Origin of the sequence: Pseudonocardia charpentierae, assembly GCF_031845345.1 — a bacterium.
Classification (GTDB): Bacteria; Actinomycetota; Actinomycetes; order Mycobacteriales; family Pseudonocardiaceae; genus Pseudonocardia; species Pseudonocardia charpentierae.
On sequence record NZ_JAVREJ010000002.1, the window covers coordinates 341,098 to 367,037 of the forward strand.

The 25,940-nt window shown below is 73.4% G+C and carries 27 protein-coding genes; 22 read left to right on the forward strand and 5 right to left on the reverse strand.

Features of this window, described 5'->3' with window-relative positions:
* The first annotated feature begins 35 nt into the window (after positions 1-35).
* The 8 genes from RM445_RS04670 to RM445_RS04705 all read left to right on the forward strand — a co-directional run bounded on the left by RM445_RS04670 (position 36) and on the right by RM445_RS04705 (position 6,925).
* Entirely contained in the window at positions 36-404 is a 369-nt protein-coding gene (locus RM445_RS04670) for a DUF3499 domain-containing protein (RefSeq protein WP_397469226.1), read from the forward strand.
* A gap of 70 nt (positions 405-474) precedes the next feature.
* On the forward strand, positions 475-1,893 hold the full coding sequence (locus tag RM445_RS04675) for a phosphomannomutase/phosphoglucomutase (protein WP_311554744.1): 1,419 nt from the start codon (positions 475-477) through the stop codon (positions 1,891-1,893).
* 220 nt (positions 1,894-2,113) lie between these two features.
* Positions 2,114-2,320, forward strand: coding sequence for a Trm112 family protein (locus RM445_RS04680; RefSeq protein ID WP_311554745.1), 207 nt, complete (start codon positions 2,114-2,116; stop codon positions 2,318-2,320).
* A gap of 8 nt (positions 2,321-2,328) precedes the next feature.
* The gene (locus RM445_RS04685) at positions 2,329-3,423 is read left to right on the forward strand and encodes an SIS domain-containing protein (RefSeq protein ID WP_311554746.1); all 1,095 of its coding nucleotides are present in this window, start codon (positions 2,329-2,331) and stop codon (positions 3,421-3,423) included.
* Between the two features lie 58 nt (positions 3,424-3,481).
* Positions 3,482-4,711 (forward strand): mannose-6-phosphate isomerase, class I, encoded by a 1,230-nt coding sequence (gene manA, locus RM445_RS04690; RefSeq protein ID WP_311554747.1) that lies wholly within the window; start codon positions 3,482-3,484, stop codon positions 4,709-4,711.
* 109 nt (positions 4,712-4,820) lie between these two features.
* Complete coding sequence (locus RM445_RS04695; protein WP_311554748.1) at positions 4,821-5,744, forward strand: cation diffusion facilitator family transporter; 924 nt, start codon at positions 4,821-4,823, stop codon at positions 5,742-5,744.
* A gap of 135 nt (positions 5,745-5,879) precedes the next feature.
* The gene (locus RM445_RS04700) at positions 5,880-6,119 is read left to right on the forward strand and encodes a hypothetical protein (RefSeq protein WP_311554749.1); all 240 of its coding nucleotides are present in this window, start codon (positions 5,880-5,882) and stop codon (positions 6,117-6,119) included.
* A gap of 110 nt (positions 6,120-6,229) precedes the next feature.
* Positions 6,230-6,925 carry an ATP-binding protein gene (locus RM445_RS04705; protein ID WP_311554751.1) on the forward strand — a complete coding sequence of 232 codons (696 nt, stop codon included), beginning with the start codon at positions 6,230-6,232 and terminating at the stop codon, positions 6,923-6,925.
* Between the two features lie 28 nt (positions 6,926-6,953).
* Here the strand turns inward: RM445_RS04705 and RM445_RS04710 are convergent, their stop codons facing one another.
* Complete coding sequence (locus RM445_RS04710; RefSeq protein ID WP_311554752.1) at positions 6,954-8,609, reverse strand: long-chain fatty acid--CoA ligase; 1,656 nt, start codon at positions 8,607-8,609, stop codon at positions 6,954-6,956.
* A gap of 129 nt (positions 8,610-8,738) precedes the next feature.
* On the opposite strand from RM445_RS04710, the gene RM445_RS04715 reads away from it, so the two are divergent.
* The 12 genes from RM445_RS04715 to secA all read left to right on the forward strand — a co-directional run bounded on the left by RM445_RS04715 (position 8,739) and on the right by secA (position 22,806).
* Complete coding sequence (locus RM445_RS04715; protein WP_311554753.1) at positions 8,739-10,034, forward strand: glutamate mutase L; 1,296 nt, start codon at positions 8,739-8,741, stop codon at positions 10,032-10,034.
* Positions 10,035-10,201: 167 nt separating this feature from the next.
* The gene (locus RM445_RS04720; protein ID WP_311554754.1) at positions 10,202-10,351 is read left to right on the forward strand and encodes a hypothetical protein; all 150 of its coding nucleotides are present in this window, start codon (positions 10,202-10,204) and stop codon (positions 10,349-10,351) included.
* Complete coding sequence (ahcY, locus tag RM445_RS04725; RefSeq protein WP_311554755.1) at positions 10,348-11,865, forward strand: adenosylhomocysteinase; 1,518 nt, start codon at positions 10,348-10,350, stop codon at positions 11,863-11,865. The genes RM445_RS04720 and ahcY overlap by 4 nt, the downstream gene beginning before the upstream one ends.
* Before the next feature lie 117 nt (positions 11,866-11,982).
* Complete coding sequence (locus tag RM445_RS04730) at positions 11,983-12,432, forward strand: NUDIX domain-containing protein (RefSeq protein ID WP_311554756.1); 450 nt, start codon at positions 11,983-11,985, stop codon at positions 12,430-12,432.
* Positions 12,433-12,455: 23 nt separating this feature from the next.
* On the forward strand, positions 12,456-12,932 hold the full coding sequence (locus RM445_RS04735; RefSeq protein ID WP_311554757.1) for a DUF6985 domain-containing protein: 477 nt from the start codon (positions 12,456-12,458) through the stop codon (positions 12,930-12,932).
* Between the two features lie 46 nt (positions 12,933-12,978).
* Positions 12,979-13,620: a dTMP kinase gene (locus RM445_RS04740; protein ID WP_311554758.1), complete on the forward strand. Its 642-nt coding sequence runs from the start codon at positions 12,979-12,981 to the stop codon at positions 13,618-13,620.
* Between the two features lie 51 nt (positions 13,621-13,671).
* Entirely contained in the window at positions 13,672-14,349 is a 678-nt protein-coding gene (gene mtrA, locus RM445_RS04745; RefSeq protein WP_311554759.1) for an MtrAB system response regulator MtrA, read from the forward strand.
* 73 nt (positions 14,350-14,422) lie between these two features.
* Positions 14,423-16,183: an MtrAB system histidine kinase MtrB gene (mtrB, locus tag RM445_RS04750; RefSeq protein ID WP_397469235.1), complete on the forward strand. Its 1,761-nt coding sequence runs from the start codon at positions 14,423-14,425 to the stop codon at positions 16,181-16,183.
* Complete coding sequence (locus RM445_RS04755) at positions 16,180-17,928, forward strand: LpqB family beta-propeller domain-containing protein (protein ID WP_311554760.1); 1,749 nt, start codon at positions 16,180-16,182, stop codon at positions 17,926-17,928. Before mtrB ends, RM445_RS04755 begins: the two co-directional genes overlap by 4 nt.
* Before the next feature lie 100 nt (positions 17,929-18,028).
* A complete protein-coding gene (locus RM445_RS04760; RefSeq protein ID WP_311554761.1) occupies positions 18,029-18,721 on the forward strand; it encodes a ComF family protein in 693 nt (230 codons plus the stop codon).
* A 225-nt stretch (positions 18,722-18,946) separates the two neighbouring features.
* Positions 18,947-19,672: a ribosome hibernation-promoting factor, HPF/YfiA family gene (gene hpf, locus RM445_RS04765; protein WP_311554762.1), complete on the forward strand. Its 726-nt coding sequence runs from the start codon at positions 18,947-18,949 to the stop codon at positions 19,670-19,672.
* 176 nt (positions 19,673-19,848) lie between these two features.
* Positions 19,849-22,806 carry a preprotein translocase subunit SecA gene (gene secA, locus RM445_RS04770; RefSeq protein ID WP_311554763.1) on the forward strand — a complete coding sequence of 986 codons (2,958 nt, stop codon included), beginning with the start codon at positions 19,849-19,851 and terminating at the stop codon, positions 22,804-22,806.
* A gap of 10 nt (positions 22,807-22,816) precedes the next feature.
* Here secA and RM445_RS04775 read toward each other — a convergent pair whose 3' ends face one another.
* Positions 22,817-23,323 (reverse strand): Rv3235 family protein, encoded by a 507-nt coding sequence (locus tag RM445_RS04775; RefSeq protein ID WP_311554764.1) that lies wholly within the window; start codon positions 23,321-23,323, stop codon positions 22,817-22,819.
* A 100-nt stretch (positions 23,324-23,423) separates the two neighbouring features.
* Between RM445_RS04775 and RM445_RS04780 the strand changes: the two genes are divergently transcribed.
* Both RM445_RS04780 and RM445_RS04785 read left to right on the forward strand, forming a co-directional pair.
* Complete coding sequence (locus tag RM445_RS04780; protein ID WP_311554765.1) at positions 23,424-23,852, forward strand: MarR family transcriptional regulator; 429 nt, start codon at positions 23,424-23,426, stop codon at positions 23,850-23,852.
* 36 nt (positions 23,853-23,888) lie between these two features.
* Positions 23,889-24,266 carry an HAD-IA family hydrolase gene (locus tag RM445_RS04785; RefSeq protein WP_311554767.1) on the forward strand — a complete coding sequence of 126 codons (378 nt, stop codon included), beginning with the start codon at positions 23,889-23,891 and terminating at the stop codon, positions 24,264-24,266.
* 36 nt (positions 24,267-24,302) lie between these two features.
* On the opposite strand, the gene RM445_RS04790 is transcribed toward RM445_RS04785, so the two are convergent.
* The 3 genes from RM445_RS04790 to RM445_RS04800 all read right to left on the reverse strand — a co-directional run bounded on the left by RM445_RS04790 (position 24,303) and on the right by RM445_RS04800 (position 25,938).
* Entirely contained in the window at positions 24,303-24,728 is a 426-nt protein-coding gene (locus RM445_RS04790; RefSeq protein ID WP_311554768.1) for a hypothetical protein, read from the reverse strand.
* A 104-nt stretch (positions 24,729-24,832) separates the two neighbouring features.
* Entirely contained in the window at positions 24,833-25,102 is a 270-nt protein-coding gene (locus RM445_RS04795; RefSeq protein ID WP_311554769.1) for an antitoxin, read from the reverse strand.
* Positions 25,103-25,170: 68 nt separating this feature from the next.
* Positions 25,171-25,938 (reverse strand): TrmH family RNA methyltransferase, encoded by a 768-nt coding sequence (locus tag RM445_RS04800; RefSeq protein ID WP_311554771.1) that lies wholly within the window; start codon positions 25,936-25,938, stop codon positions 25,171-25,173.
* Positions 25,939-25,940 lie beyond the last annotated feature (2 nt).

A 25,940-nucleotide genomic window follows, 5' to 3' on the forward strand; every position in this document is an offset into this window, starting at 1 on the left:
GCGCGTCGCATCGATCGCCACGCCGTACAAGCGCTATGGTCCCGGACGTGCTGAGCGCGCGGAGGTGTTCGCGGACCGGGTGCACCGAGCTCGCGGTGGCCACGCTCACTTATGTGTACGCCGATTCCACGGCCGTCGTCGGACCGCTCGCCACCCAGGCCGAGCCGCACTCCTACGACCTGTGCAACCAGCACGCCCACCGGCTGACCGCACCGCGCGGCTGGGAGGTCGTCCGCTTCGAGGGCGAGTTCGCCCCGCCGCAGCACAGTGTCGACGACCTCACGGCGCTGGCCGAGGCCGTGCGTGAGGCCGGTCGCGCGGACCGGCCCGTCGAGATGCCCCCGGTGCACGCCCCGGGCCGCCGCGGCCATCTGCGGGTGCTGCCCAGCGCGTCGGAGGACTGAACACACCGACGGTGGAATCAGTTCCGGCCCCCGGCTCGCCGGAACAGGGCCCCCGCTAGGGTCGTCTGCCGTGACCGACACCCCTGCCAGCACCGCCGCCACCGCGCGTGAGGTCCCTCGCGACGACCTGTCCGGCCTGATCAAGGCCTACGACGTCCGCGGGATCGTCGGTGAGCAGATCGACGCCGCCCTCGTCCGCGAGGTCGGCGCGGCGCTGGCCCGGCTGCTGCGCGCGGAGTCCGCGGAGACCGGTGTGGTCGTCGTCGGCCACGACATGCGCCCGTCGTCCCCCGAGCTGGTCGCGGCCTTCGCCGAGGGGGTCACCGCCCACGGCCTCGATGTGGTCAACATCGGTCTGGCCAGCACGGACATGCTCTACTTCGCCTCCGGCGCCCTCGACGTCCCCGGCGCGATGTTCACCGCCAGCCACAACCCTGCGAAGTACAACGGGATCAAGCTGTGCCGGGCGGGTGCGTCCCCCATCGGGGCCGACACCGGCCTCGCCACGATCCGTGAGGCCGTCGAGCAGGGAGTTCCGGCGCCGGCCGCCGGCACCACCCCGGGCACGGTCGAGGAGCGCAACATGGTCGCCGACTACGCGGCCTACCTGCGTGGCCTCGTCGACCTGTCGGCGGCGCGGCCGCTGCGGGTGGTCGTCGACGCCGGCAACGGCATGGCCGGCTACACGGTGCCCGAGGTGCTCGGCGGCCTGCCGCTGGACATCGTGCCGATGTACTTCGAGCTCGACGGCACGTTCCCCAACCACGAGGCGAACCCGCTGGACCCGGCGAACCTGGTCGACCTGCAGAAGGCCGTGGTGGCCGAGGGGGCCGACATCGGGCTGGCCTTCGACGGCGACGCCGACCGCTGCTTCGTGGTCGACGAGCGCGGCGAGCCGGTGAGCCCCAGCGCGGTCACGGCGATCGTCGCGGCCCGCGAGCTCGCGAAGTCGCCCGGCAGCGCCGTCATCCATAACCTGATCACCTCGCACGCGGTGCCGGAGATCATCACCGAGCACGGCGGGACGCCCGTCCGGACGCGGGTGGGGCACTCGTACATCAAGCAGGTCATGGCCGAGACGGACGCGGTGTTCGGCGGCGAGCACTCGGCGCACTACTACTTCCGCGACTTCTGGCGCGCCGACTCCGGCATGCTCGCGGCCCTGCACGTGCTCGCCGCCCTCGGCGAGTCGGACGGCACGCTCTCGGCGCTCATGGCCGCCTACGAGCGCTACGCCGCATCCGGTGAGGTCAACTCCACGGTCGCCGACGCGCACGCCAAGATCGCCGAGATCAAGGAGCGGTACGGCTCGCGGGACGGGGTGACCACGGACGAGCTCGACGGGCTCACCGTCGGCCTGCCCGACGGCTCGTGGTTCAACCTGCGTCCGAGCAACACCGAGCCGCTGTTGCGGCTCAACGTCGAGGCCGCGGACCACGAGGCGATGGCCGCCCTGCGCGACGAGGTTCTCGCGGTCGTCCGCGCCTGAGGTCCACATCCAGCCCGCGGCGCCGTCCGGTGCCCGTGTCGCTGCCGGCGACCGGCACTCCGTCGGGCGGTTCCGACGGGTGTGCCGCTCGTCCGGTTGGGCACAGGAGATCGGTCGGCGGCACCGCAGGACAGGTGCATCCGACGGTGGCCGGTGGCAGCATCGGACATCTACCGCACCTGCCGATATCCGCTCCATGACGCTGCTCGGAAGGAGGACCATGGCCGTCTCGCTCGACCCCCGGCTGATGGAGATCCTGGCCTGCCCGTCCGACGACCACGCGCCGCTGCGGTCCGGGACACCCACCGACCCGGACGCGGACGTGCTCACCTGCACGTCGTGCGGTCGCGGCTTCCCGGTCGTCGACGGCATCCCCGTGCTGCTGCTCGACGAGGCGAGCCCGCCGCTGGACACCCCCGAGGATTGAGTCCCGGCGTGCTGGACGACACCCTGCTGGCCGATCCGCGAGCGCTGGCCGCGCTGGACACGGGCGGTGTGCTGCGTTCCGCGGCCACCGCCGGGGCGCAGGTGCGCTCGGCCGCGCACGGCGCCCAGGAGGCCGGGATCGCGACGCTGCGCGGCCACCGTCCGCGCGCGCTCGTGCTGCTCCGGCGCCCCGGCACCTCCGGGGCCGTGGCAGGCCTGCTGACCGCGCTCCTCGGGCCCGGTTGCCCGGTCCCGGTCGTCACGGCCGACGCGGTGCCCGCCTGGGTCGGTCCGCTGGACGTCGTGTGGGCGCATACCGCCGACGCAACCGACGCGGACCTCGCCGACGGCGTGGAGCGGGCGGTGCGCCGGGGCGCCGAGGTGGTGCTGTCCGCACCGCACGACGGCCCGGTCGCCGCGGCGGGGGCCGGCCGGGTGCGCCTGATCGAACCGCGCGTCCCCGTTCCGCCGGGGCTCGACTTCCCCCGGGGGCTGGCCGTGGGGCTCGCCCTCGTCTCGGCCCTCGAGCTGCTGCCCACCCCCCTCGATCCCGACCTGGACGCGCTGGCCGACCTGCTCGACGCCGAGGCCGAGCGCAACCAGCCCGGTCACGAACCGTTCATGAACCCGGCCAAGTCGCTCGCGCTGCGGCTCGACGGCCACACCCCGCTGCTGTGGGGCACGGACGCCGTGGCCGCGGCCGTCGCGGTCCACGGCGCCGACGCTCTCGCGGCGCACGCCGGGGTGGTCGCGAACGCCGACGACGTGGCCCGGGCGGCCCAGGCGGCCGGCCTGCGCCGCGCACTCGACGTCGCCGCCCGGGGCCGCGACATCTTCCACGACCCCTTCGCGGACGACCTCGGGGAACCGGCCGCCGCGCCGCCGCGGCTCGTGCTGCTCGCCACGGACGACGACGAGCCCGGGCAGGCGGCCCTGCGGCGCACCGGCCGCGCCTGGCCGTCCACGGACCTGCTGCACCCCGTCGAGGAGGTGCCCCGCGGCGCCCGCCACGCGGCCGTGCTGCGCGCCGCGTTGCTGGCCTCCCGGCTCGACGTCGCGGCGGTCTACCTCGGCCTGGGCACCCGCACGATCGAACCAGCCTGACCACCACTCCGGCGGCGTACTCCCCGCGCCGCCCCGACACAAGACAGGGAAGACCATCGTGGAGCTGCTGGACAATCCCGTGCGCCCCTACGCCTGGGGATCGCGCACCGTGATCGCCGAGCTGCGCGGCGCGCCGAGCCCGTCGCCGCATCCGGAGGCGGAGATGTGGCTGGGCGCGCACCCGGGCGACTCCTCCCACCTGGTCGGCGCGGACGGCGCGCGCACCTCGCTCCTCGACGCCCTGCGCGCCGACCCCGAGACGCTGCTGGGTTCGGACCGGGCCGCGAAGTGGTCCGGCGGCCTGCCCTACCTGCTCAAGGTCCTCGCGGCGGACGAGCCGCTGAGCCTGCAGGCCCACCCCAGCTCGGCCCAGGCCGCGGAGGGGTTCGCCCGTGAGAACGCCGCGCACATCCCGATCGACGCTCCCACCCGCAACTACCGCGACGCGAGCCACAAGCCCGAGCTGATCTGCGCGCTCACCGAGTTCCATGCGCTGGTCGGCTTCCGCGAGATCCCGCAGACCCTCGCGCTGCTGCACGCGCTGGACGTCGCCGAGCTGGCCCCGCACGTCGCGCTGCTGGAGGCGCAGCCCGACGCCGCGGGCCTGCGCGCCCTGTTCACCACGTGGATCACGCTGCCCCAGTCGGTGCTGGACCGGGCCGTTCCCGCGCTGCAGACGGCGTGCGTGCGGCTCGCGCAGGGGGCCGGCGAGTTCGGCCGCGAGGCGCGCATGGCGCTGGAGCTGTCCGAGCGCTACCCCGGCGACGCGGGCGTGCTCGCCGCGCTGCTGCTCAACCTCGCCGTGCTGGCGCCCGGGGAGGCGCTCTACCTGCCTGCCGGCAACCTGCACGCCTACCTGTCCGGCGCCGGCGTCGAGCTCATGGCGAACTCGGACAACGTGCTGCGTGGCGGGCTGACGTCCAAGCACGTCGACGTCGCCGAGCTGCTCCGGGTGCTCGACTTCACGCCCCGGACGCCGCCGGTGCTGCGCGGCGTCGACGACGGGGGCTGGGTGCGCTACGACACCGACGCCGCGGAGTTCCTGCTCCGCCGTCTGGACTCCCGCCACGAGGACGACGGCGCCGACGCGGCCGTCGCGGTGCCGGACAGCGGCCCGCGGATCCTGCTGTGCACGCGCGGTTCCGCGCTGGTGGGCACGGCGGGCGAGCAGCGGAAGCTCGCGCGCGGCCAGGCCCTGTGGCTCGCGGCGGCCGACCGCGACGTCACCGTCGTCCTGCAGGAGCCGGACAGCCAGGTTTTCCTCGCCAGCGACGGCCTCGACGTCTGATTCCCCTCCGCCGGGACCGACTTGTCCCTTGAGTACGGTTCCCGCGCCCGCCAATGGATACGGTACGCACGAGGCGGACGCGGGTGTCCCGGAGGCGAAGGAGATCAGCGTGTCGGCGAGCGGCGGAACGAAAGCGATCATTGCGGCGCTGCTGGCGAACGCCGGCATCGCGCTGGCGAAGTTCGTCGGCTATCTGGTCACGGGGTCGTCGTCGATGCTGGCGGAGTCGGTGCACTCGGTGGCGGACACCAGCAACCAGGGCCTGCTGCTGCTCGGCGGCAAGCGGGCCCAGCGCGTGGCGACGTCCGACCACCCCTTCGGGTACGGCCGCGACCGGTACTTCTACTCCTTCGTCGTCGCGCTGCTGCTCTTCAGCCTCGGCTCGGTGTTCGCGCTCTACGAGGGCATCCACAAGCTCGAGAGCCACGAGCCGCTGACCTCGCCGCTGGTCGCAGTGCTCATCCTGGTGGTGGCGATCGGGCTGGAGAGCTACTCCTTCCGCACGGCGATCCGGGAGTCGCGTCCGCTCAAGGGCAAGCTGAGCTGGTGGGGCTTCATCCGCCAGTCGAAGTCCCCGGAGCTCCCGGTCGTGCTGCTGGAGGACTTCGGCGCCCTGATCGGGCTGGTCCTGGCCCTGCTCGGTGTCGGGCTCGCCGTGCTCACCGGGAACCCGGTGTTCGATGCCCTCGGCACGATCGCCATCGGCGTCCTGCTGGGCGTCATCGCCGTGATCCTCATCGTCGAGATGAAGAGCCTGCTCATCGGCGAGGGCGCGGCACAGCCGGTGCTCCGCCGGATCGTCGGGGCGATCGAGGAGGGTGACCCGGTGCAGCGGGTCATCCACATCCGCACCCAGTACCTCGGCCCGGAGGAACTGCTCGTCGCGGCGAAGATCGCGCTGGCGCCGTGCACCACGATCGAAGACGTCGCGCGCACGATCGACGAAGCCGAGCAGCGTGTGCGCAGCGCCGTGCCGGAGGCCCGGCTGATCTACCTCGAGCCGGACCTGGACCGCTCGGCCGTCCCGGGCTGACGCGTCGTCCCGGCGATGCCGGGAGGGTCCTAGTACCTCCAGGCACGTCCCTGGCGCTGGGGCCCGGACGCTCCGCACACTCTCGACGACAGAGGACGGCCAACCGGCCGTCCGCGCGTGGCGGGGGAGGCGGACGTGAGGACCGAGTGCCGACGCCGGGTGGTCTTCTCCGCGCTGCTGGCGGTCGCGTTGCTCGGTGCCCTGGCGTTCATGGCCAGCGTCCTGCTCGACGACACGTTCTGGCGGACCGTCACCCAGATCGTCGGTCTGACCGCGTCCGCGGCGACCGCCACGTCGCTCGTGGTGACCGTCCGCCGCTGGGGGGCGGACGACGACTTCTGGTGGCCCGACGTCGACCAGCAGTCCGGACGCTGACCACCGCCGCCCGTCGACACATCCGGATCACGCACGGTCGTCCGGTTGCGGCCCATCGGGCCCGGGTACTGCTTCATTCGACACGGATGGGGCTCACCGGAGGTGGACGGATGCGCATGGTCGGCACGGTGGCGATCGACGGGGGTCCGCTGCCCGGCGCCTCTGCCGTCGCCCTCGCCTGCGACCTGTCCTCGGTCGTGGCGCAGGCGGCCGAGAGCCTCCGCGGCGCTGCGGGCACGGTCGTCCGCGGGGTCGTCGCCGTTCTGCACGCAGGCGGGCCTGCGGTCGCGGCACTGAGGACGTCGTTCCGTGCGCTGTCCACGCAGGTGATCCCGGCCGTGGTGGCTCCCCGAGGCATCCCGCACTCCGCGCGCCGGACCGATGCACAGCCGCCGCGCCGGTCGACCCCGCGCCTGCGGCCGCCCGACACGGCGTTCAGAGAGCTGGTCCTGCCGGCCGACGCCACGGCACCCGGGCTCGGCCGCGCCTTCCTGCGGCGGGTGGCCGGGGAGTGGGGCGTCTCCGACGACGTCACCGAGGACGCCGCCATGGTGATCACCGAACTGGTGGCGAACGCCGTCGACCACGCCTGCTCCGCGAGCACTCTCGGACTCCGGGCGGACCAGGGCGGGCTGTGCGTGACCGTGCGCGACGACCTGGCCGTCCCGTTGCCCCGCCTCGCCCCGATCGACCCGTCGGCGGCGCGTGGGCGCGGGCTGCAGATGGTCGACGCACTGGCCGGTGCGTGGGGCGTGAGCCTGCACGCCGACGGCAAGACCGTCTGGGCGGTCCTGAACGGCACGTGACGCCGGTGTCGCGCCACGTGCCGGACCGTCACGCCCGCCCTGCGGGGTCGACCTCCGGAAGCTCGTAGCCGGCGAACTTGTCGCGCAGGGTCCGCTTGGAGAACTTCCCGACGCTGGTCTTGGGCACCTCGTCGATGAACTCCACGGCGTCGGGCAGCCACCAGCGCGGCACGAGCGGCTCGAGGTGCGCGCGCACCTCCTCCGGGGTGAGCGACTCGCCCGGCTCGACCACGACGCAGGCCAACGGCCGCTCCACCCACCGCTCGTGCGGCACGCCGATGACGGCCGCCTCCACCACCTTCGGGTGCGCCATGAGGGCGTTCTCCAGCTCGACCGAGCTGATCCACTCGCCGCCGGACTTCACGAGGTCCTTGGTGCGGTCCACGATCCGCACCGAGCCGTAGCGGTCGACGGTCGCCACGTCGCCGGTGCGCAGCCAGCCGTCTTCGGTGAACTGACTCGAACCGGATGGGCCAGCGCCGCTCTCGTCGCGGTAGTAGGCCGCCGCGACCCAGGGGCCGGCCGCCTGGATCTCCCCGCTCGACTTGTCGTCCCACGGCAGCACCTCGCCGCTGGACGGCTCGACGACGCGCAGCTCCACCAGGGGTGTCGGCTGTCCCTGCCGGACGCGGGCGTCGGCCCGTGCGTCGTCGTCGAGCGCGTCGTCCTGCGTGCGCGGGCTCGCGACCGTGGCGACCGGCGACGTCTCGGTCATGCCCCAGGCGTGCAGGATCGGCACGCCCAGCGTCGTCCGGTAGGCCTCGGAGAGCGACCGGGGCACGGCCGACCCGCCGCAGAGGATCCGGGTCAACCCCGAGAGGTCGTACCCGCCGAGCAGCGGCAGCGCGCCCAGCCAGATCGTCGGGACGCCCGCCGTGACCGTGACGCGGTGCCGCTCCAGCAGGCTCAGTACACCCTTCGGCGTCATGTTCGGTCCGGGGAACACCGTGCTGGAGCCGGCCAGCAGCGCGGCGTAGGGCAGGCCCCACGCGTTGGCGTGGAACATCGGCACCACGGGCATCACCACGTCGCGCTCCGACAGGCCCAGCCCGTCCACGGTGAGCGTGATCAGCGAGTGCAGCAGGGTGGATCGGTGGCTGTAGACCACGCCTTTCGGGTTGCCGGTGGTCCCGGAGCTGTAGCACATGGCCGCAGCCTGGTTCTCGTCGTCGACCTCGAACCGGCCCTCGAACGGATCGGACGAGGCGAGCAGCTCGTCGTAGTCGATCGCGTCGTCGGGCAGCGGGTGGTCGGCGCCGTCGTCGATCACGACGACGTGCCGCACGGTGCGCATCTGCGACCGCAGCGGGAGGAAGACCGGCAGCAGTGAGCGGTCGACGAAGACGACGTCGTCCTCGGCGTGGTTCGCGATGTAGACGAGCTGCTCGGGGAACAGCCGGATGTTGAGCGTGTGCAGCACCCGGCCCGTGCACGGCGCGGCCATGTAGAGCTCCAGGTGCGGTGCGGTGTTCCAGCAGAACGTCGCCACCCGCCCGTCGGCCGGGACGCCGAGCGTGTCGAGGGCGGTGGCGAGCCTGCGCACCCGCACCGCCCACTCGGCGACGGTCGTCGCGACCTCCCCCGTCACCGTCGCCGTGACGATCGGCTTGTGCCCGAACAACTGCTCGGCTCGGTGGAAGACGTGTGGCAGGGCCAGTGGCCGGTCCTGCATGAGCCCGCGCATCGCGACTCCCTCGACATGTGCCGGCGGTGTGTCCGGTTTCACACGACCGTACCGACGGTCGGTGGATGCCACCACCGTGCCGGGTCGGCGGAGGGCGCGCGCGACCCGCGGGCCGTTAGGCTCCGACTCGTGACGCGCGACGACGCGAGCGCCGCGGTCTGTGTGGACGTGGGCTCGACCTGGACGAAGGCGGTCCTCGTCAGGTCCGACGGCGCGCTCGCCGGCTTCGCGGAGCACCCGACCACGGCCGCGGACGTCCTGGCGGGCGTGGACGCGGCCGTGCGGGCCGTCGTGGCGGCGGCTCCGGGAGCGGCGGAACCGGAGCTGCTGGCCTGTTCCTCGGCCGGCGGCGGGCTGCGCCTGGCGGCGATCGGCACCGAGCGACTGACCGCGGAAGAGGCGGCGCACCGGGTGGCGCGCTCGGCCGGCTCGCGGGTGGTGCACGTGCACGCAGGCCCCATGGACCCCTCCGACGTGCGGATGCTGCGCGGGAGCAGGCCCGGCGCGGTGCTCCTGACGGGCGGTGCGGACGGCGACGACCCCGCCCCGCTGCTGCACAACGCCGCCCGACTGGCCCGGGCCCGCATCCGGTTCCCGATCGTGCTCGCGGGCAACGAGGCGGCGCGCGACGACGCGGTGGCGCTGCTCACCGCCACCGGACGCACCGTGGTGGCCTGCCCCAACATCGCCCCCCGGCCGGGCGAGCTCGTGCCCGGTCCGGCCAGGGCGGCCGTCGCGGAGCTCTACGCCCACCAGGTCCTGGGCGGCCGGAACCCGTCGGCGGCTCCGCGGTTCCGGCGCATGGTGCGGGTGGGCACCCCCGACGCCGTGGCCGCCGGAGCGGCGCTGCTCGCGCGGATACTCGGCGTGCGGGCGCTGGTCGTCGACGTCGGCTGCGCGACCACGGACGTCCACTGCGCGGACCCCGACGACGGGTCGCGGCTGACGGTCGAGGGCGATCTCGGGATGCGGGCGGCGGCGGCCGGGGTGCTGGTGGAAGGCCAGGCCGAGGGGGTCGTCGACCCGGTCGAGGCGGATCTGCTCGGCCCGACGGTCGAGCGGATGACCAGCGAGGTGCGCTACGTGCCCCGGGACGCCGGCGGTGCGGCCGAGGACCGGCGGATCGCGGCGCTAGCCGCAGTGCTCGCCGTGCGCCGCCATGTCACGGCGCACGAGGCCGCGGACGACCCGCTGGTCGACGTCGGCCTGCTGGTGCTCAGCGGCGGGGTGTTCCGGCGCCCCGACGCCCACGCGCTGGCGGCGGTCGTCGCGACGCTGCAGGCGGACGTCGAGCTCGCGGGGCTGCTGGCGAAGGTGCGGGTCGCGGTGGACGCCGACTTCGCGGTCGCCCCCGCCGGGATGCTCTCGGCCGCCGGGCACGTCGAGGCCGCCCGGTCCCTGCTGGAGGACCACCTGCTGGGTTGAGCCGGCGCCCACCGGCGGGTTTGACATCGCCGGGACCGCTCGCGATCCTGGAGGGGTACGACCTGCCCGGGCCGAGAGGCGCTGCAGCGGTCTTGACGACCGCCACGCTCGGCCCGCGGTGACACCGGCACGAAGGGCGCCTCCCGAGAACTTTCGAGGAGGCCGCCGTGTCGCATCGTTCCGCGCACGCAGATGAGCCGTCCCGCGGCGCCGTGCCCACCGCAGTCCCCACCGGCCGTGCCGCCCGCAGGGCGCCGCTGTCGGGTACGTCCGTCCGGGCCCGCAGCGGGCCCGCCGAGGAGGCCTTCACCCCATGACCACGTCTTCCGACATCGCCGCACCGGACACGGCAGGCCGCCGTTTCCAGGAGCGCAACGGGATCGACTTCGCCGTCGCCGACCTGGCACTCGCCGAGTTCGGCCGCAAGGAGATCCGGCTCGCCGAGCACGAGATGCCCGGCCTGATGGAGCTGCGCCGCGAGTACGCCGAAGCCCGTCCGCTGCACGGCGCGCGCGTCGCCGGCTCACTGCACATGACCGTGCAGACTGCCGTGCTGATCGAGACGCTCGTGAGCCTCGGCGCCGACGTGCGCTGGGTCTCGTGCAACATCTTCTCCACCCAGGACCACGCGGCCGCGGCCGTCGTCGTCGGGCCGCACGGCACCGCCGAGGAGCCCCAGGGCGTGCCCGTCTTCGCCTGGAAGGGCGAGACCCTGGCCGAGTACTGGTGGGCCACCGAGCAGCTGTTCAAGTTCCGCGACGCGTCGGGCGAGATCGTCGGCCCGAACATGATCCTGGACGACGGCGGCGACGCCACCCTGCTCGTGCACAAGGGCGTCGAGTACGAGAAGACCGGCGTGGTGCCCACGGTCGACGACGACGACCTGTCGGTCTCCGAGGAGTACCGGGTCATCCTCGACACCCTCCGGCGCGCCCTCGCCGAGGACCCGCAGCGGTGGACCACCGTCGCGAGCGACATCCGCGGCGTCACCGAGGAGACCACCACCGGCGTCCACCGGCTCTACCAGCTGGCCGAGCAGGGCCTGCTGCTGTTCCCGGCCATCAACGTCAACGACTCGGTCACCAAGAGCAAGTTCGACAACGTCTACGGCATCCGGCACTCGCTGATCGACGGCCTGAACCGGGCCACGGACGTCCTCATCGGCGGCAAGGTCGCCGTGGTGTGCGGGTTCGGCGACGTGGGCAAGGGCAGCGCCGCCGCGCTCGCCGGGCAGGGCGCCCGCGTGATCGTCACCGAGGCCGACCCGATCTGCGCGCTGCAGGCGCTGCTCCAGGGCTACCAGGTCGCGCGGCTGGACGACGTCGTGGAGCGGGCCGACATCCTGGTCACCACCACCGGCAACAAGGACATCGTCACCGCCGCGGACATGGCCCGGATGAAGCACCAGGCGATCCTGGCCAACGTCGGCCACTTCGACAACGAGATCGACATGGCCGGGCTGGGCCGCTACCCGGGCATCCACCGGATCAACATCAAGCCGCAGGTCGACGAGTGGGTCTTCCCGGACGGGCACTCGATCATCGTGCTGTCCGAGGGCCGGCTCATGAACCTGGGCAACGCCACGGGGCACCCGTCGTTCGTGATGAGCAACAGCTTCAGCAACCAGGTGATCGCCCAGGTCGAGCTGTTCACGAAGCACGAGGAGTACAACAAGGACGTCTACCGCCTGCCCAAGGTGCTCGACGAGAAGGTCGCCAAGATCCACGTGCTGGCGCTGGGCGGCGAGCTGACGAAGCTGACCAAGGACCAGGCCGAGTACATCGGCGTGGACGTCGAGGGCCCGTTCAAGCCGGAGCACTACCGGTACTGAGTTCCCGGACGCGTCCTCGCAGAGGACGCACCGTCCCCGCAGGGTCGATCGGCCCTGCGGGGACGCCGGCGACTCTGCGGAGACGTGCCGGGTCGTCGCCGACGTAGGGTTGGTGCCGTGATCTCCCGGGGCGACGGCGACGGTTGGACGCGCTGCGCCCAGGGGCACAAGCACTGGGGGCTCTACGGCGCCGCCGGGCTGCTGCTGCGGCACGGCGAGCGGATCCTGCTGCAGCACCGGGCGCTGTGGAGCCATCACGGCGGCACCTGGGGGGTCCTCGGCGGGGCCCGTAACAGCGACGAGACGGCCGAGGTCGCCGCCGCCCGCGAGGCTGCGGAGGAGGCCGGCATCAGGCCCGGCAGCTACGCCGTCGCCGGCTGCTACGTCGACGACCACGGCGGCTGGAGCTACACGACGGTCGTCGGCCTCGCCGAGGAGGCGTTCGCGGCGCCGCTGCTCACGGCCGAGTCGCTGGCGGTCGACTGGGTGAGCGTCGAGCGGATGTACGACCTGCCGCTGCACCCGGGTTTCGCGGCGACGTGGGAGAAGGTGCGGGAGATCGGTTGATCTGCCCGTGCCAGGATGCGCCGGTGCCGACCGACCGCCTGCGCGCCGTCACCGAGCAGGTGGCGGGGTTGCTCGAGCGTGCCGAAACCGAGCCGGACCACCCCACGGAGCCGGAGCGGGTGCTGTTCGCCGAGGCGCTCGCGGCCGTCCGGGCCGGCGGGGTCGACCTGCTCGACACGGTCACGCCACACCTGTGGGCGTACTACCGCGACCTGGCCGAGGCCTGCGGCGAGGACAACCTGGGCATGGACCCGCTGGCGGACGGCGACGACATCTGGGAGCACGTCGAGCTGACGCGGTCGCCGAGGGTCTCGCCCGGGTTCGGGGCCCCGGACGAGCCGTCGCCGTGCTACGTCAGCTTCGAGGGCGAGGTGTCCTGGGAGCCCGAGCACGGGCTGCAGGTGGTGTTCGACCACTCGGGAGCGGTGTGCCGGGTCGGCCCGTACAGCGGGCGGCTGACCAATACCGGCCCGTTCGCGGGCGCGGTCTACGGGTGGTGAACGCCGGCGGCCACCGGCGGCGCCGGGGCTGACAGTATCCGCGTCCGTGGGACGACTGGTCGTGATCGAGGGCCTCGACGGGGCGGGCAAGCGCACGCTCACCGACCGGCTGCTCGGCGCCCTGGCCGCGCGCGGTGCCGGCACGGCCACACTCGCCTTTCCGCGGTACGACGCCGACGTGCACGCGGAGCTGGCCCGCGACGCCCTGCTCGGACGGCTCGGCGACCTCGCCGACTCGGTGCACGCGATGGCGGTGCTGTTCGCGCTGGACCGCCGGGCCGCGGCGGGCGGGCTCCGGGCGGCGCTGGCCGACCACGACCTCGTCGTCGTCGACCGCTACGTCGCCTCGAACGCCGCGTACGGCGCCGCGCGGCTGCACCAGAACGCCTGCGGGGAGTTCGTCGCCTGGGTCCGTGACCTCGAGATCGGCCGGTTCGACCTGCCCGTTCCCGACCGGCACCTGCTGCTCGACGTGCCCCGTGCCGTTGCGGCCGAACGTGCCGCGCACCGCGAACGCACCGAGCAGGGCCGCGAGCGCGACCGCTACGAGTCCGACGCAGGCCTGCAGGACCGCACCGGTGCGGTCTACCGGGAGCTCGCGGAGGCAGGCTGGCTCGCGCCGTGGACGGTGCTCGACGGAGCCGCGGGAGTCGACGTCGAGGCCCTCTCCGACGCCCTTCTGCACTAGCCCGACCAGGGCGTTTCACAGGCCGTCGGGGGGAGGTGGGATATTGCGTGCATGAAGTCGCGCGTACTGGTGGTCGACGACGACCCGGCACTGGCCGAGATGCTGACCATCGTGCTGCGGGGTGAGGGATTCGACACCGCCGTCGTCGGCGACGGCACGCGGGCGTTGCCCGCCGTCCGCGACCTGCGGCCGGACGTCGTCCTGCTCGACCTCATGCTCCCCGGCATGAACGGCATCGACGTCTGTCGCGCGATCCGCAGCGAGTCGGGCGTCCCCATCGTCATGCTCACGGCGAAGACCGACACCGTCGACATCGTGCTCGGCCTGGAGTCGGGCGCCGACGACTACGTCGTCAAGCCGTTCAAGCCCAAGGAGCTGATCGCGCGCATCCGGGCCCGGGTGCGGCGGACGGACGCCGAGCCTGCGGAGCAGCTGTCGATCGGCGACGTCACGATCGACGTGCCTGCGCACCAGGTCGTCCGCGACGGCGAGCCGATCGCGCTCACGCCCCTGGAGTTCGACCTGCTCGTGGCGCTGGCCCGCAAGCCCCGCCAGGTGTTCACCCGTGAGGTGCTGCTGGAGCAGGTGTGGGGCTACCGCCACGCCGCCGACACCCGCCTGGTCAACGTGCACGTCCAGCGGCTGCGGTCGAAGGTCGAGCGCGACCCGGAGCACCCCGAGGTGGTCCTGACCGTCCGCGGCGTGGGGTACAAGGCCGGCCCTCCGTGACGCGTGGGGCGCTCCCCGCCGGATCCGGGCCGTGACGAGGCCTGACGACCGGCTGTGGACACGGCTGGAACGGATGCCGATCACCCGCCGCATGAAGCGGACGGTCGCGCAGATCCGTGCCGTGGCCGTCGAGGTCGGGGTGCTGGTCGACGCCATCTGGCGCCGTTCGCTGCAGGTCCGGGTGGTCGTCAGCACGCTGGCGCTCTCGGCCGCCGTGGTCCTCGTGCTGGGCCTGGTCCTGCAGACGCAGATCGCGGGCCGGATCCTGCAGGGCAAGGAGGTCGATGCGCTCGGCCAGGCCGAGGCGGGTGCCGCCGTGCTCGAGCGCGAGCTGGCGGGCGTCGATCCGGACGGCGAAGGCGCGCAGGGCGAGCTGAACAAGGCCCTCGACCGCCTGACGAACGCCTCGCTGTCCGACGACGCGGGGTCGCCGTCGGCGGGGGAGTTCCGAGCCGTTCTCACCACCGGCCCCCGCGAGCCGGGCCGCGGGGTCGACGGGTCCGGGGCGGACGAGGTGTCCGCGGGCACCGTCGCGGACGTCCCGGCGGACCTGCGCGGGCACGTCGCCGGAGGGTCGCTGGCCCGCCGCTACGTCACGATCTCCGCCCAGGGCGTCGAGATCCCCACTCTGATCATCGGTCAGCCGGTGCGCACCGCGGGCCGCGACCTGGAGTTCTACCTGCTGTTCCCGCTCGACGCCGAGCAGCGCACGCTCTCGCTGGTGCAGAGCACGCTGATCGTCGGCGGCCTCGTGCTGCTCCTGCTGCTCGCCGGGATCGCGAGCCTCGTGACCCGCCAGGTGGTCCGGCCGGTGCGGCAGGCCGCCGAGATCGCCGAGCGGTTCGCCGACGGCCACCTCGACGAACGCATGCCGGTGCACGGCAACGACGAGGTGGCTCGGCTGGCCGAGTCGTACAACGAGATGGCCGGGAGCATCCAGGCCCAGATCCGCCAGCTCGAGGAGTTCGGGGCCCTGCAGCGGCGGTTCACCTCGGACGTCAGCCACGAGCTGCGCACCCCGCTGACCACCGTGCGGATGGCCGCGGACGTGCTGCACGCCTCGAAGGACCAGCTGCTGCCCGCGCTGCGCCGCAGCTCCGAGCTGTTGGTGACCGAGCTCGACCGGTTCGAGGCGCTGCTCGCCGACCTGCTCGAGATCAGCAGGCTCGACGCGGGGGTCGCGGACCTGACGGCGGACCGGGTCGACATGCACGGCGTCGTCAACCGGGCGGTCGAGGCCGTGCGCGGGTTCGCCGAGGAGAGCGGGACGCCGCTGCGGCTGCAGCTGCCCGTCGGGGTGTACGCCGAGGTCGACCCGCGGCGGGTCGAGCGGATCCTGCGCAACCTCGTCGCGAACGCGGTCGACCACGGCGAGGGACGCCCGGTCGACATCACGCTGGCGGGCGACGAGCACGCGGTCGCCGTGGTGGTGCGCGACCACGGCGTGGGGCTGCGGCCGGGGGAGGCCGCCCTCGTCTTCAACCGGTTCTGGCGGGCCGAGGAGTCACGGGCCCGACGCAGCGGCGGGAGCGGGCTGGGCCTGTCGATCAGCATCGAGGACGCCCGCCTGCACGGGGGCTGGCTGCAGGCCTGGGGCGAACCCGGCCGTGGCTCCGCCTTCAGGCTGACGCTTCCGCGGGCCGTCGGTGAGCCGCTCACGACCAGCCCACTTCCCCTGGTGCCGGACGACCGGGCCGCGAGCGAGGGGTCTGCTCCCGAGCCCGCCCCGGCGTCGTCGACCTCCGACGCCGCGGCCGGTTCGGTCCCCACCCCCGTGCACGGCCTCGCGGCCGTCCGCGCGGCCGCCGCGATGCAGACCCAGGACGACCGATGAGCGACACCTCGCCCACGCCGCGGAGCGCTCGCCGTCCACTGCTGCTGGTGCTGCTGCTCGTCCTCGCCGGGCTCGCGGGCTGCGCGAGCGTGCCCGAGAGCTCGCCCGTGCAGGTGCTGCGGCGCGTCGGCGACGGCGACGCACCGGTGCTGCCGCCCGGCCCCGCCGAGGGCAGCAACGCCCTCGATCTGGTCCGTGGCTTCGTCTACGCCTCCGGCAGCAGCCCGGACCGGCACGGAGCCGCCCGACGCTTCCTCGCCCCGGAGGCGGCCGACTGGGACGACGGCACCGGCGTCACCGTTCTCTCCGAGGAGTTCGACACCGTCTACCCCACCTCGGTGGACCCCGAGGCGGACATGCGCACCGTGCGGATCCGCGGCACCGCGCTGGGCAAGCTCACCCCCGGCGGCTGGTTCGAGGCGTCACAGGCGCCGGTGCAGATCGACGTGAACGTCGTCCGTCGCGACGGCCAGTGGCGGATCGCCCGGCTGCCCGGCGGGGTCCTGGTGCGGATGTCCGACTTCCGCGTCAACTACCGCACGGTCAAGACCTGGTTCGTGGATCCCGTGCGCCGGGTCGCCGTGCCGGACCTGCGCTACCTGCCGAGCACACCGGCGCGGGCACAGGCGGCGCGGGCGATGGAGCTGCTGTTCGCCGGGCCGTCGGCGGCACTGCAGGGCGCGGCGTCGAGCATGCTCGTCACGAACGCGCAGCTGCGGTCGAACGTCGCCACGAGCCCCGAGGGTTCGTTGATCGTCGACCTGACGCAGGTGGGCGACCTCGACGAGGGCGGCCGCAGACTGCTCGCCGCGCAGGTGGTGCTCTCGCTCGCGGAGGTCAGCGTCGGCCGGGTCCGGCTGCTCGCCGACGGTGCGCCGCTGCTCCCGAGCCGCCCCGACCTGACCCGCGACGACGTGGTGTCGCTGATCGCCGAGCCGGTACCGGCGACGGCGCCCGCCCTGGTCGTCTACAACGGCCGGGTGCACCAGCTCAACGGCGCCCAGCTCGACACCGCGCTACCCGGTCAGGTCGGCAACGGCGAGCTGGCCGTGCAGTCGGCGGCGGCGAGCCCGGACGGGCGGCGCATCGCGGTGGTCGCCGCCGAGGGTGCACGCCGGAGGCTGCTGATCGGCGGCACGGAGGGGCCCGCCGTGCCGACGGGGCTCGGCGGGGCCACGATGGCGCGTCCGTCGTGGACACCGACCGGCTCGGAGGCCTGGACGGTCGTGGACTCCTCGACCGTGGCCCGGGTGGTGCCCGACGCCGACGGCAACCCCCGCCTGGCCGCGGTCGACGCCACCGAGCTGACCAGGCTGGGCCCCGTCCAGGACCTGCGGCTGTCCCGCGACGGCCTGCGGGTGGCCGCGGTGGTGCGCGGTGGGCTCTACGCGGCCGCGCTCGCCCGCAGCCCGGACGGCGACGTCACGATCCGCAACGTCCGGGCGCTGCGCCCGGCGGACATCGGCGACGTGGTCGCCGTCGACTGGCGGGCGGCCGAGACGGTCGTGGCGGTGAGCCGCCGCGCCGACGGCCCGGTGTCACAGGTGTCCGTCGACGGCCTCTCGTGGGAACTTCTGCCCGGCAGCAACCTCACGCCCCCGCTGCGCGCCGTCGCCGCGGCGCCGAACCGTCCCGTGCTGGTGACCGACCAGTCGGGAGTCTGGAGCTTCGCCGGCGGCGAGCTGGAGACGTGGCGCCAGGTCGTGGGTGGCGTACCGGACGCGGTGCCCCTCTACCCCGGCTGACAGCCGCTCCGGCCGGCCGCGGCGTGCCGCCTGTGGACAACTCGGCCGGTCCGGACGTCTGCGGGCCGGTTCTGTCGCCACGGTCCGGCACGCTCGCGTCATGACCTCGCCGCCCGCCGCTGCACCCCTGTCCACACGCGGCCTCCTGGCCGCGTTGCTCGACCTGCTCCTGCCGGGTTCCTGTGGCGGCTGCGCCGCGCCGGGGCCCGGTTGGTGCGCAGGATGCGCTGCGCAGCTCGGGCCGCCGCTGTGGCCGGTGCTGCCCGGCGGGCCGCCGGTGGTGGCGGCGGGCCGGTACCGCGGGCCGTTGCGTACCGCGGTCCTCGCGTACAAGGAGCGGGGGCGGCGCGACCTCGCGGGCCCCTTGTCCGCGCTGCTCGCCGGGCCGCTCGGGCAGGCCGCGGCGTCCCCGATGGGGTCCGGGGAGATGTGGCTGGTCCCTGCCCCGTCGCGCCCGGCGGCGGCGCGAGCGCGCGGGGGTGACCACGTGCTCCGGCTGTGCCGGCACCTGGCCCGCGGCGATCCCCGGCTGCACGTCGCACCCGCACTGCGGCTGGGCAGGCGGGCGCGCGACTCGGTCGGACTGGACGCCGCGGCACGCGCGGCGAACCTCGCGGGGCGGCTCCGGGTCGACGCCCGGGCGTTGCCTCCGGCGGGCGCGGCGGTGATCCTTGTCGACGACGTCGTGACCACCGGAGCGACGCTGCGGGCCTGCCGCGCCGCCCTCGCGCGTGCCGATCTTGTCGTTACGGCGGCGGTCGTGCTCGCCGATGCGACCACCCGGAAAGCATGAAGAAATACCCGATTGGGCCGCGAAAAAACTACGGACTGTCGCACTTGCACCGATCAGGGTCACTCGAACCTCAGATCTGTTGCCGGACTGTGATGAGCGATACGGTCGGCATGCTCCGTCAGGAACGCGATCGGGCCTGTCAGGAGGGACCTCCGACGGTTGCTCCGAAATCGAGCCGCCGCCGCGTCCGTCCTCCGATGCCCCGTGAGAGAGCGAGGAGTCCGAGTGGAGATTGTCATCACCGGCCGGAACGTCGAGGTCCCGGATCACTTCCGGGTGCACGTCGGCGAGAAGGTCGAGCGGTTGGAGCGGTACGACCACAAGATCGTCGGGCTGGAGGTCGAGCTCTTCCATGAACGCAACCGCCGCCAGCTGAAGAACTGCCAGCGCGTGGAGATCACCGGCCGCGGCTGCGGCCCCGTAGCCCGGGCCGAGGCCTGTGCGCAGGACTTCTACTCGGCGCTGGATGCCGCGATCTCGAAACTCGAGGCCCGGCTGCGTCGCTCCCACGACCGGCGCCGCATCACCGCCCGCCGTACGACCGTGCTGGTCGGGCGCGGCGGAGGCGGCCAGACGATGCTCCTCGAGGCGCTTCCGGACCTCGACACGGTCGACGCGGACGTACCCGGTCAGCGCGCGGCGTCGGACGTCGACCTCGACCCCCCACCGCACCTGGCGAACGGCTCCGTCGACGGCCTCGCCGAACCGGTGGCCGACTCCCTGGCCGACGACGCCTCCCCGGACGACATGGAGCTCGACGAGCACCGGCCCGGCCAGATCGTCCGGCGCAAGGTGCACACCGGGCATCCGATGAGCGTCGACGACGCGCTGTCGCGGATGGAGCTCGTCGGACACGACTTCTATCTGTTCTCCGACAGCGAGACCGGGGCGCCGTCGGTCGTCTACCGGCGTAAAGGCTACGACTACGGCGTGATCAGCCTGGCGCACTGACCCGACGCACTGACCCGAGCAGGGCTCTGCTCCACCTGGGGTGTCCCGGGCGGAGCGGGGCCCTGTCGGCGTTGTGGCGGGGCCCCGTTGCGGTTTCGCTACCCTGGATGGGCGGGCGCCGACGCACGGCGCCTCGCGCAAGTGCGTCCTGACCCGACCGGGAGATGAGGCCGACCGTGCCGCTGTTCAGCCGCCTGCTTCGCGCCGGCGAGACGAAGTTGGTGAAGCGGCTCGGCAGGATCGCCGCGCACATCGACACGCTCGAGTCGGAAACCCAGGCACTGACCGACGCGGAGCTGCGGGCGAAGACCGACGAGTTCCGTACCCGGTACGCCGAGGGCGAGAGCCTGGACGAGCTGCTGCCCGAGGCGTTCGCCGTCGTCCGCGAGGCGGCGGTGCGCACGATCGGCCAGCGCCACTTCCCGGTGCAGTTGATGGGCGGCGCGGCGCTGCATCTGGGCAACATCGCGGAGATGAAGACCGGTGAGGGAAAGACGCTCACCTCCGTCCTGCCCGCATATCTCAACGCGATCTCGGGCGACGGCGTGCACCTGGTCACGGTGAACGACTATCTGGCCAAACGCGACGCGGAGAACATGGGCCGCATCCACCGGTTCCTGGGCGTCTCGGTCGGCGTGATCCTTTCCGAGATGACGCCGGCGGTGCGGCGGGAGCAGTACGCCGCCGACATCACCTACGGCACGAACAACGAGTTCGGCTTCGACTACCTGCGCGACAACATGGCGTGGCAGAAGGCCGATCTCGTGCAGCGCGGCCACAACTTCGCCATCGTCGACGAGGCCGACTCGATCCTGATCGACGAGGCCCGCACGCCATTGATCATCTCCGGGCCCGCCGAGCAGAGCGCGCGCTGGTACCAGGAGTTCGCGCGGATGGCGCCGATGCTCAAGCGTGACGTCCACTACGAGGTCGACGAGCGCAAGCGCACCGTGGGCGTCACGGAGGAAGGTGTCGCGCTGGTCGAGGACCAGCTCGGGATCGACAACCTCTACGAGGCCGCGAACACGCCGCTCGTCGGGTACCTGAACAACGCGCTGAAGGTCAAGGAGCTGTTCAAGCGCGACAAGGACTACATCGTCACGAACGGCCAGGTGCTCATCGTCGACGAGTTCACCGGGCGCGTTCTCGCCGGCCGGCGCTACAACGAGGGCCTGCACCAGGCGATCGAGGCCAAGGAGGGCGTGGAGGTCCAGGCGGAGAACCAGACGCTGGCCACCATCACGCTGCAGAACTACTTCCGGCTCTACTCGAAGCTGTCGGGCATGACCGGTACCGCCCAGACCGAGGCGGCGGAGCTGTACCAGATCTACAAGATGCACGTGGTGCCGATCCCGACGAACAGGCCGATGGTCCGTGCGGACCAGGCCGACCTCATCTACAAGACCGAAGAGGCGAAGTTCGACGCGGTCGCGGCCGACATCGCGGAGAAGTACGCCAAGGGTCAGCCGGTCCTCGTGGGCACCACGAGCGTCGAGAAGTCCGAGTACCTGGCGAAGCTCCTCGTCCAGCTCCAGGTGCCGCACGAGGTGCTCAACGCGAAGCAGCACGCTCGCGAGGCCGCGATCATCGCCCAGGCCGGGCACGCGGGCGCGGTCACGGTGGCCACGAACATGGCCGGGCGCGGTACGGACATCGTGCTCGGCGGCAACCCCGAGTTCCTCGCCGACGTGGAGCTGCGCAGCCGCGGCCTCGACCCGGTGGAGCGGCGCGAGGAGTACGAAGCGGCCTGGGACGGCATCGTCGAGCAGATGAAGGCGCAGGTCGCGGCCGAGGCCGAGGAGGTGCGCGCCGCCGGTGGGCTGTACGTGCTCGGCACGGAGCGCCACGAGTCGCGCCGCATCGACAACCAGCTCCGTGGCCGCTCCGGCCGCCAGGGCGACCCCGGCGAGTCGCGGTTCTACCTCTCGCTCGGCGACGAGCTCATGCGCCGGTTCAACGGCCAGCTCGTCGAATCGATCATGAACCGGTTCAACCTGCCGGACGACGTGCCGATCGAGGCCGGCATGGTCACCAAGGCCATCCGCAGCGCGCAGACCCAGGTCGAGCAGCAGAACTTCGAGATCCGCAAGAACGTCCTCAAGTACGACGAGGTGCTCAACAAGCAGCGCACCGTCATCTACGACGAGCGGCGCCGGGTGCTCGACGGCGAGGACATCAAGGAGCAGATCGAGCACATGATCGGCGACGTGGTCACCGCCTACGTCGACGGCGCCACCGCCGAGGGCTACGCCGAGGACTGGGACCTCGAGAAGCTGTGGACGGCGCTGGGCACCCTCTACCCGGTCGGCGTGGACCGCGAGAAGCTCGCCGACGGCGACGTCGACGATCTCAGCCGCGAGAAGCTCGCCGAGGCCGTGATCGCCGACGCCCGCAGGGCCTACGCGGCGCGCGAGGCCGAGATCGACGCCGTGATCGGCGCGCAGGGTGGCATGCGCGAGCTGGAGCGCCAGGTGCTGCTGCAGGTCATGGACCGCAAGTGGCGTGAGCACCTCTACGAGATGGACTACCTCAAGGAGGGCATCGGGCTGCGGGCGATGGCCCAGCGCGACCCGCTGATCGAGTACCAGCGTGAGGGCTTCGACATGTTCGCCGCGATGCTCGAGGGCATCAAGGAGGAGACGGTCGGGCACCTGTTCAACGTGCGGGTCCAGGCGGCGGCGCCGCCCGCGGCGCCCGAGCCGGAGGCCGGCGGCGAGGCGGTGAGCCCAGTGGAGCGGACATCGCCGACGCGGGCCGTCGCCACGGCGGCTGCCCCGGCAGCAGCTCCGGCTGCCGCAGCCTCCCCGGTGACTCCGGAGGCCGAGCGGACCACCCGGGTCCCCGCGCGGTCCGGCAACAGTGCACGCGGCCGGCACGCGGCACCCGAGAGCGATGCCACGGCGGCCACGAGCGCGCTGCCCACGGTGCTGGGTGGTGGTCCGCGGAAGGTGTCGGAGCTGCAGTACAGCGGGCCGGCCGAAGACGGGGGCACCAGCCGCAGCCGGTCCGGCAGTGCTGGGGCGTCGGCCGAGGCCGGTGCCGCCGGCGAGCCGGCGCGGAACCGGCCGTGCCCGTGCGGTTCGGGCCGCAAGTACAAGCACTGCCACGGGATGCCGACGGCCGCGCGCCCCTGATCGCCACCGGTCAGAGAAGCCGCAGCGTCACGCACCGCCATCGGCGCGGGTCGTCGGGCTCGGCCGTCGGAACCCGCTCGAAGCGGGCGGCCAGCGCCCGGGCCCGGGACCCGCGCCGGTAGACGGCGGCGACCTCGGCGACGCCTGCGCACGGCTGGTCGAGGTGCAACGAGGTCATGCGCGCCGGTTGTTGAGCGGCGCGGCGCTGCGCGACGGCGGCTCGCACGTACCGCAGGGCCCGGGGCTCGAGGTGCCCGGAGAGCTGCGCGACGGGCCGTCTGCCGTCGAGGACCTCGAAGGTGAGGCGCAGCACCTGCTCGGCGCGCCGGCGCACGACCGCGGTGTCGGTCGCGTCGACGGTGACGGCCACCGCCGGTGCGTGCGGTCGTGCCGGTGGCGGTGATCCGCTCTGCTCGCCGGACTCCGGCTCGTACCGCAGGAGGCGCAGGCTCGGGCGGTGCACGCGAACTGTCGCGGCGACGTCCGGCAGAAGGCTCGTGGCCGTTGCTGATGTCACCGCTGCAGCGTGCGCAACGGGCGCGGCGTTCGAGGCCGTTTCCGACACTTCGTCGCCGAACGATCTGCCTGCGAATCGACTGCTCCCGTACGGTCGGCACGTGGACGGTGATCCCGCCGCCGAAACCGTGCCGCTCGAGATGCTGCTCCCGCGGGTCGGAGCCGCGGTCGCCCGCCGCCGGCGCAGGCTCGCCGCACGGCACGGCGTGACTCCCACCGCCGTCGCCGTCCTCACCGCTCTCGATGCGGGCGACTCGCCGTCGCACCGCGAGCTGGCGGCGCGCATCGGCCTCAGCCCCGCGACCATCACTCCGGTGCTGGACCGGTTGGAGGCCGCGGGGGAGATCCGGCGCGAGCGCGACACGGGCGACCGGCGCGTCGTGCGCGTGCGCCGCACCGCGGCCGGAGCGGCCCGCCTGTCGGGCGCGGCCGGCCGGGAGGCGTGGCTGCCGGAACCGGTGCCCGAACTGGAGGCGGCGGTGCGCGCCTGGCTGCTCGCGGTGCTCGCCGCCGCGGAGGCCGACGAGTGAGGCGGGCGGCGTGGAGGCGGCACTACGGTGGCGGCCATGGCGCTGCGCGGGCTGATCATGGACTACGCCGGGGTGTTGACCGACGGTGCCGAGATGCGCGACCTGCCCCGCCGGGCCCGGGCCGCGGGCCGGCCGACGGCGCTCGTGTCGTCGGCGGGGTCGGTGTCCCGTGAGATCGAGGCCTTGTTCGACGTGCTGGTGCTCGGCGGCACCGTCGGCGCCATGAAACCGGACCCGGAGGTCTACCGGCGGACCGCAGCCCTGCTCGGCCTCACCGCGGCGGAGTGCGTGGTGGTCGACGACCTGCAGGCGAACATCCGCGGGGCGCGCGAGGCCGGAGCCGTCGGCGTGCTGCACGACGACCCCGACACGACGATCGGCGAGGTGGAGATCCTCCTGGCACTGCCCGACTGATCGTGATCCGGCGCGTCGTGGCCGGATCGATCACAGTCAGTCGACGCCGTGCGGGTTGTCGCCGGCGGGGGGCTCCGAGCCGACGGGTTCGTCGCCCTCCTGCTGGGCCTGCGGGGCGTGCGGCTCCACGGGCGGGGTGCCGGTGTCGCCGGGGAGGCCGGTGATCGTCGAGTCGCGGATCAGGCTCGCGACGAACCCCTCGGCCCGAGGGTCGTCCGCGTCTCCCGCGGAGCCCGGCGTTCCCGCTGTCGTCTGCGTCTCCGACGAGACGGCACCGTCGGAATCATCGGCGTCGGAGTCGGCCGACCCCTCGACGCCGCGATCGGCCGTGTCCGGCGTCGAGGTCGCGGAGTCCGCGGACCCCGGATCGGCGGACTCCAGGCCCGGGCGTTCCGATGACACGTCGTGGGTCGCGGCGTCCTCGGGAGCGGCGGCACTGCCGGCGTCGGTGCTCATATGCATGTGTTGACCGTGAGCGCAGGCGCCAAACAGCAGTCCGGGGCGCCCTGGCACGGCTCTGTGGCACGACGGCGCCGTGGCGCCCCGGTGGGGTGTCAGACAGGGTCCTACTGCTGGGGCGGCACGTTGCCCGGGCCGGCCGGCACGTCGGTCTCCGGGCCGCCGGGCACCTCCGAGGCGGGCTCGACGCCCGCGGCCGTGGTGTCGCCCGCGCCGGTGTGCTGCTGCGCCTTGTCCACCGCGCCGTCGATCTGGCCCTCGTGCCCGGCGAAGCGCTTGTTCGCCTCGTCGCCCGCGCGGTCCAGGCCCTGGTCGACCTGCTCGTCGTGCTGGTCGGCGAGGTTCTTGGCCTTGTTCGCGAAGTCACCCAATCCCATGCGCCCACTCTGGACCCTGAGCGACGATGCCGCACCACCGGGTCACCCCGCCGTGGAACGGGCAGCCGTCACCGCCGACGCCTGCGCCGCAATTCGAAGGCCGCGACGGCGCCTGCGCTCGCCACGTTCAGCGACTCCACCCCGCCCTCCATCGGGATCGCCAGCAGCCCGTCGCACACCTCGCGGACTCCGGCCGAGAGGCCGTCGGTCTCGTTGCCGAGCACGAGCGCGACCCGCCGCGGCAACTCCGCGTCCAGCAGCGATGCTCCGGACGCGTGCAGCCCGAGCACGGTGAATCCGCCGTCGCGCAGCGCCGCGCAGCCCTCCTCGGCCGTCGCCGCCCGCAGCACCGGTGCACGGAACGCCACCCCGGCCGACGCCTTGACCACCAGCGGATCGATCGCCGGCACACCGCGGCGGGGCAGCAGGACGCCGTCGAGGCCGGCTGCCGTCGCACTGCGCAGCACCATCCCGACGTTGGCCGGATTGGTGACGCCGTCGAGGACGAGCACGGCGGCGGGGTCGTTGCCGAGGCCTGAGGAGTTCAACGCAGCGAGGAACTCGTCGACGGGCTGCATCCGCGGCGCGACGACGTCGGCGAGCACACCCTGGTCGTGGCGGCCGTTGCCGGCCAGCACCTTGACCCGGTGCGCCGTCGCCCGCTGCACCGGCACCCCGCGGGCGCGGGCCGCGGCGAGGATGGCGCGGACCGGCTCGCCGCGTGCGTCGTCGGCCAGCACGACCTTGTCGACGTGCAGGTCGGCGTCGTCCAACGCCTCCTGGACGGGCTTGCGCCCGTACACGGTGATGAAGGTGTCCTTGGGTGAGCGCGCCACGG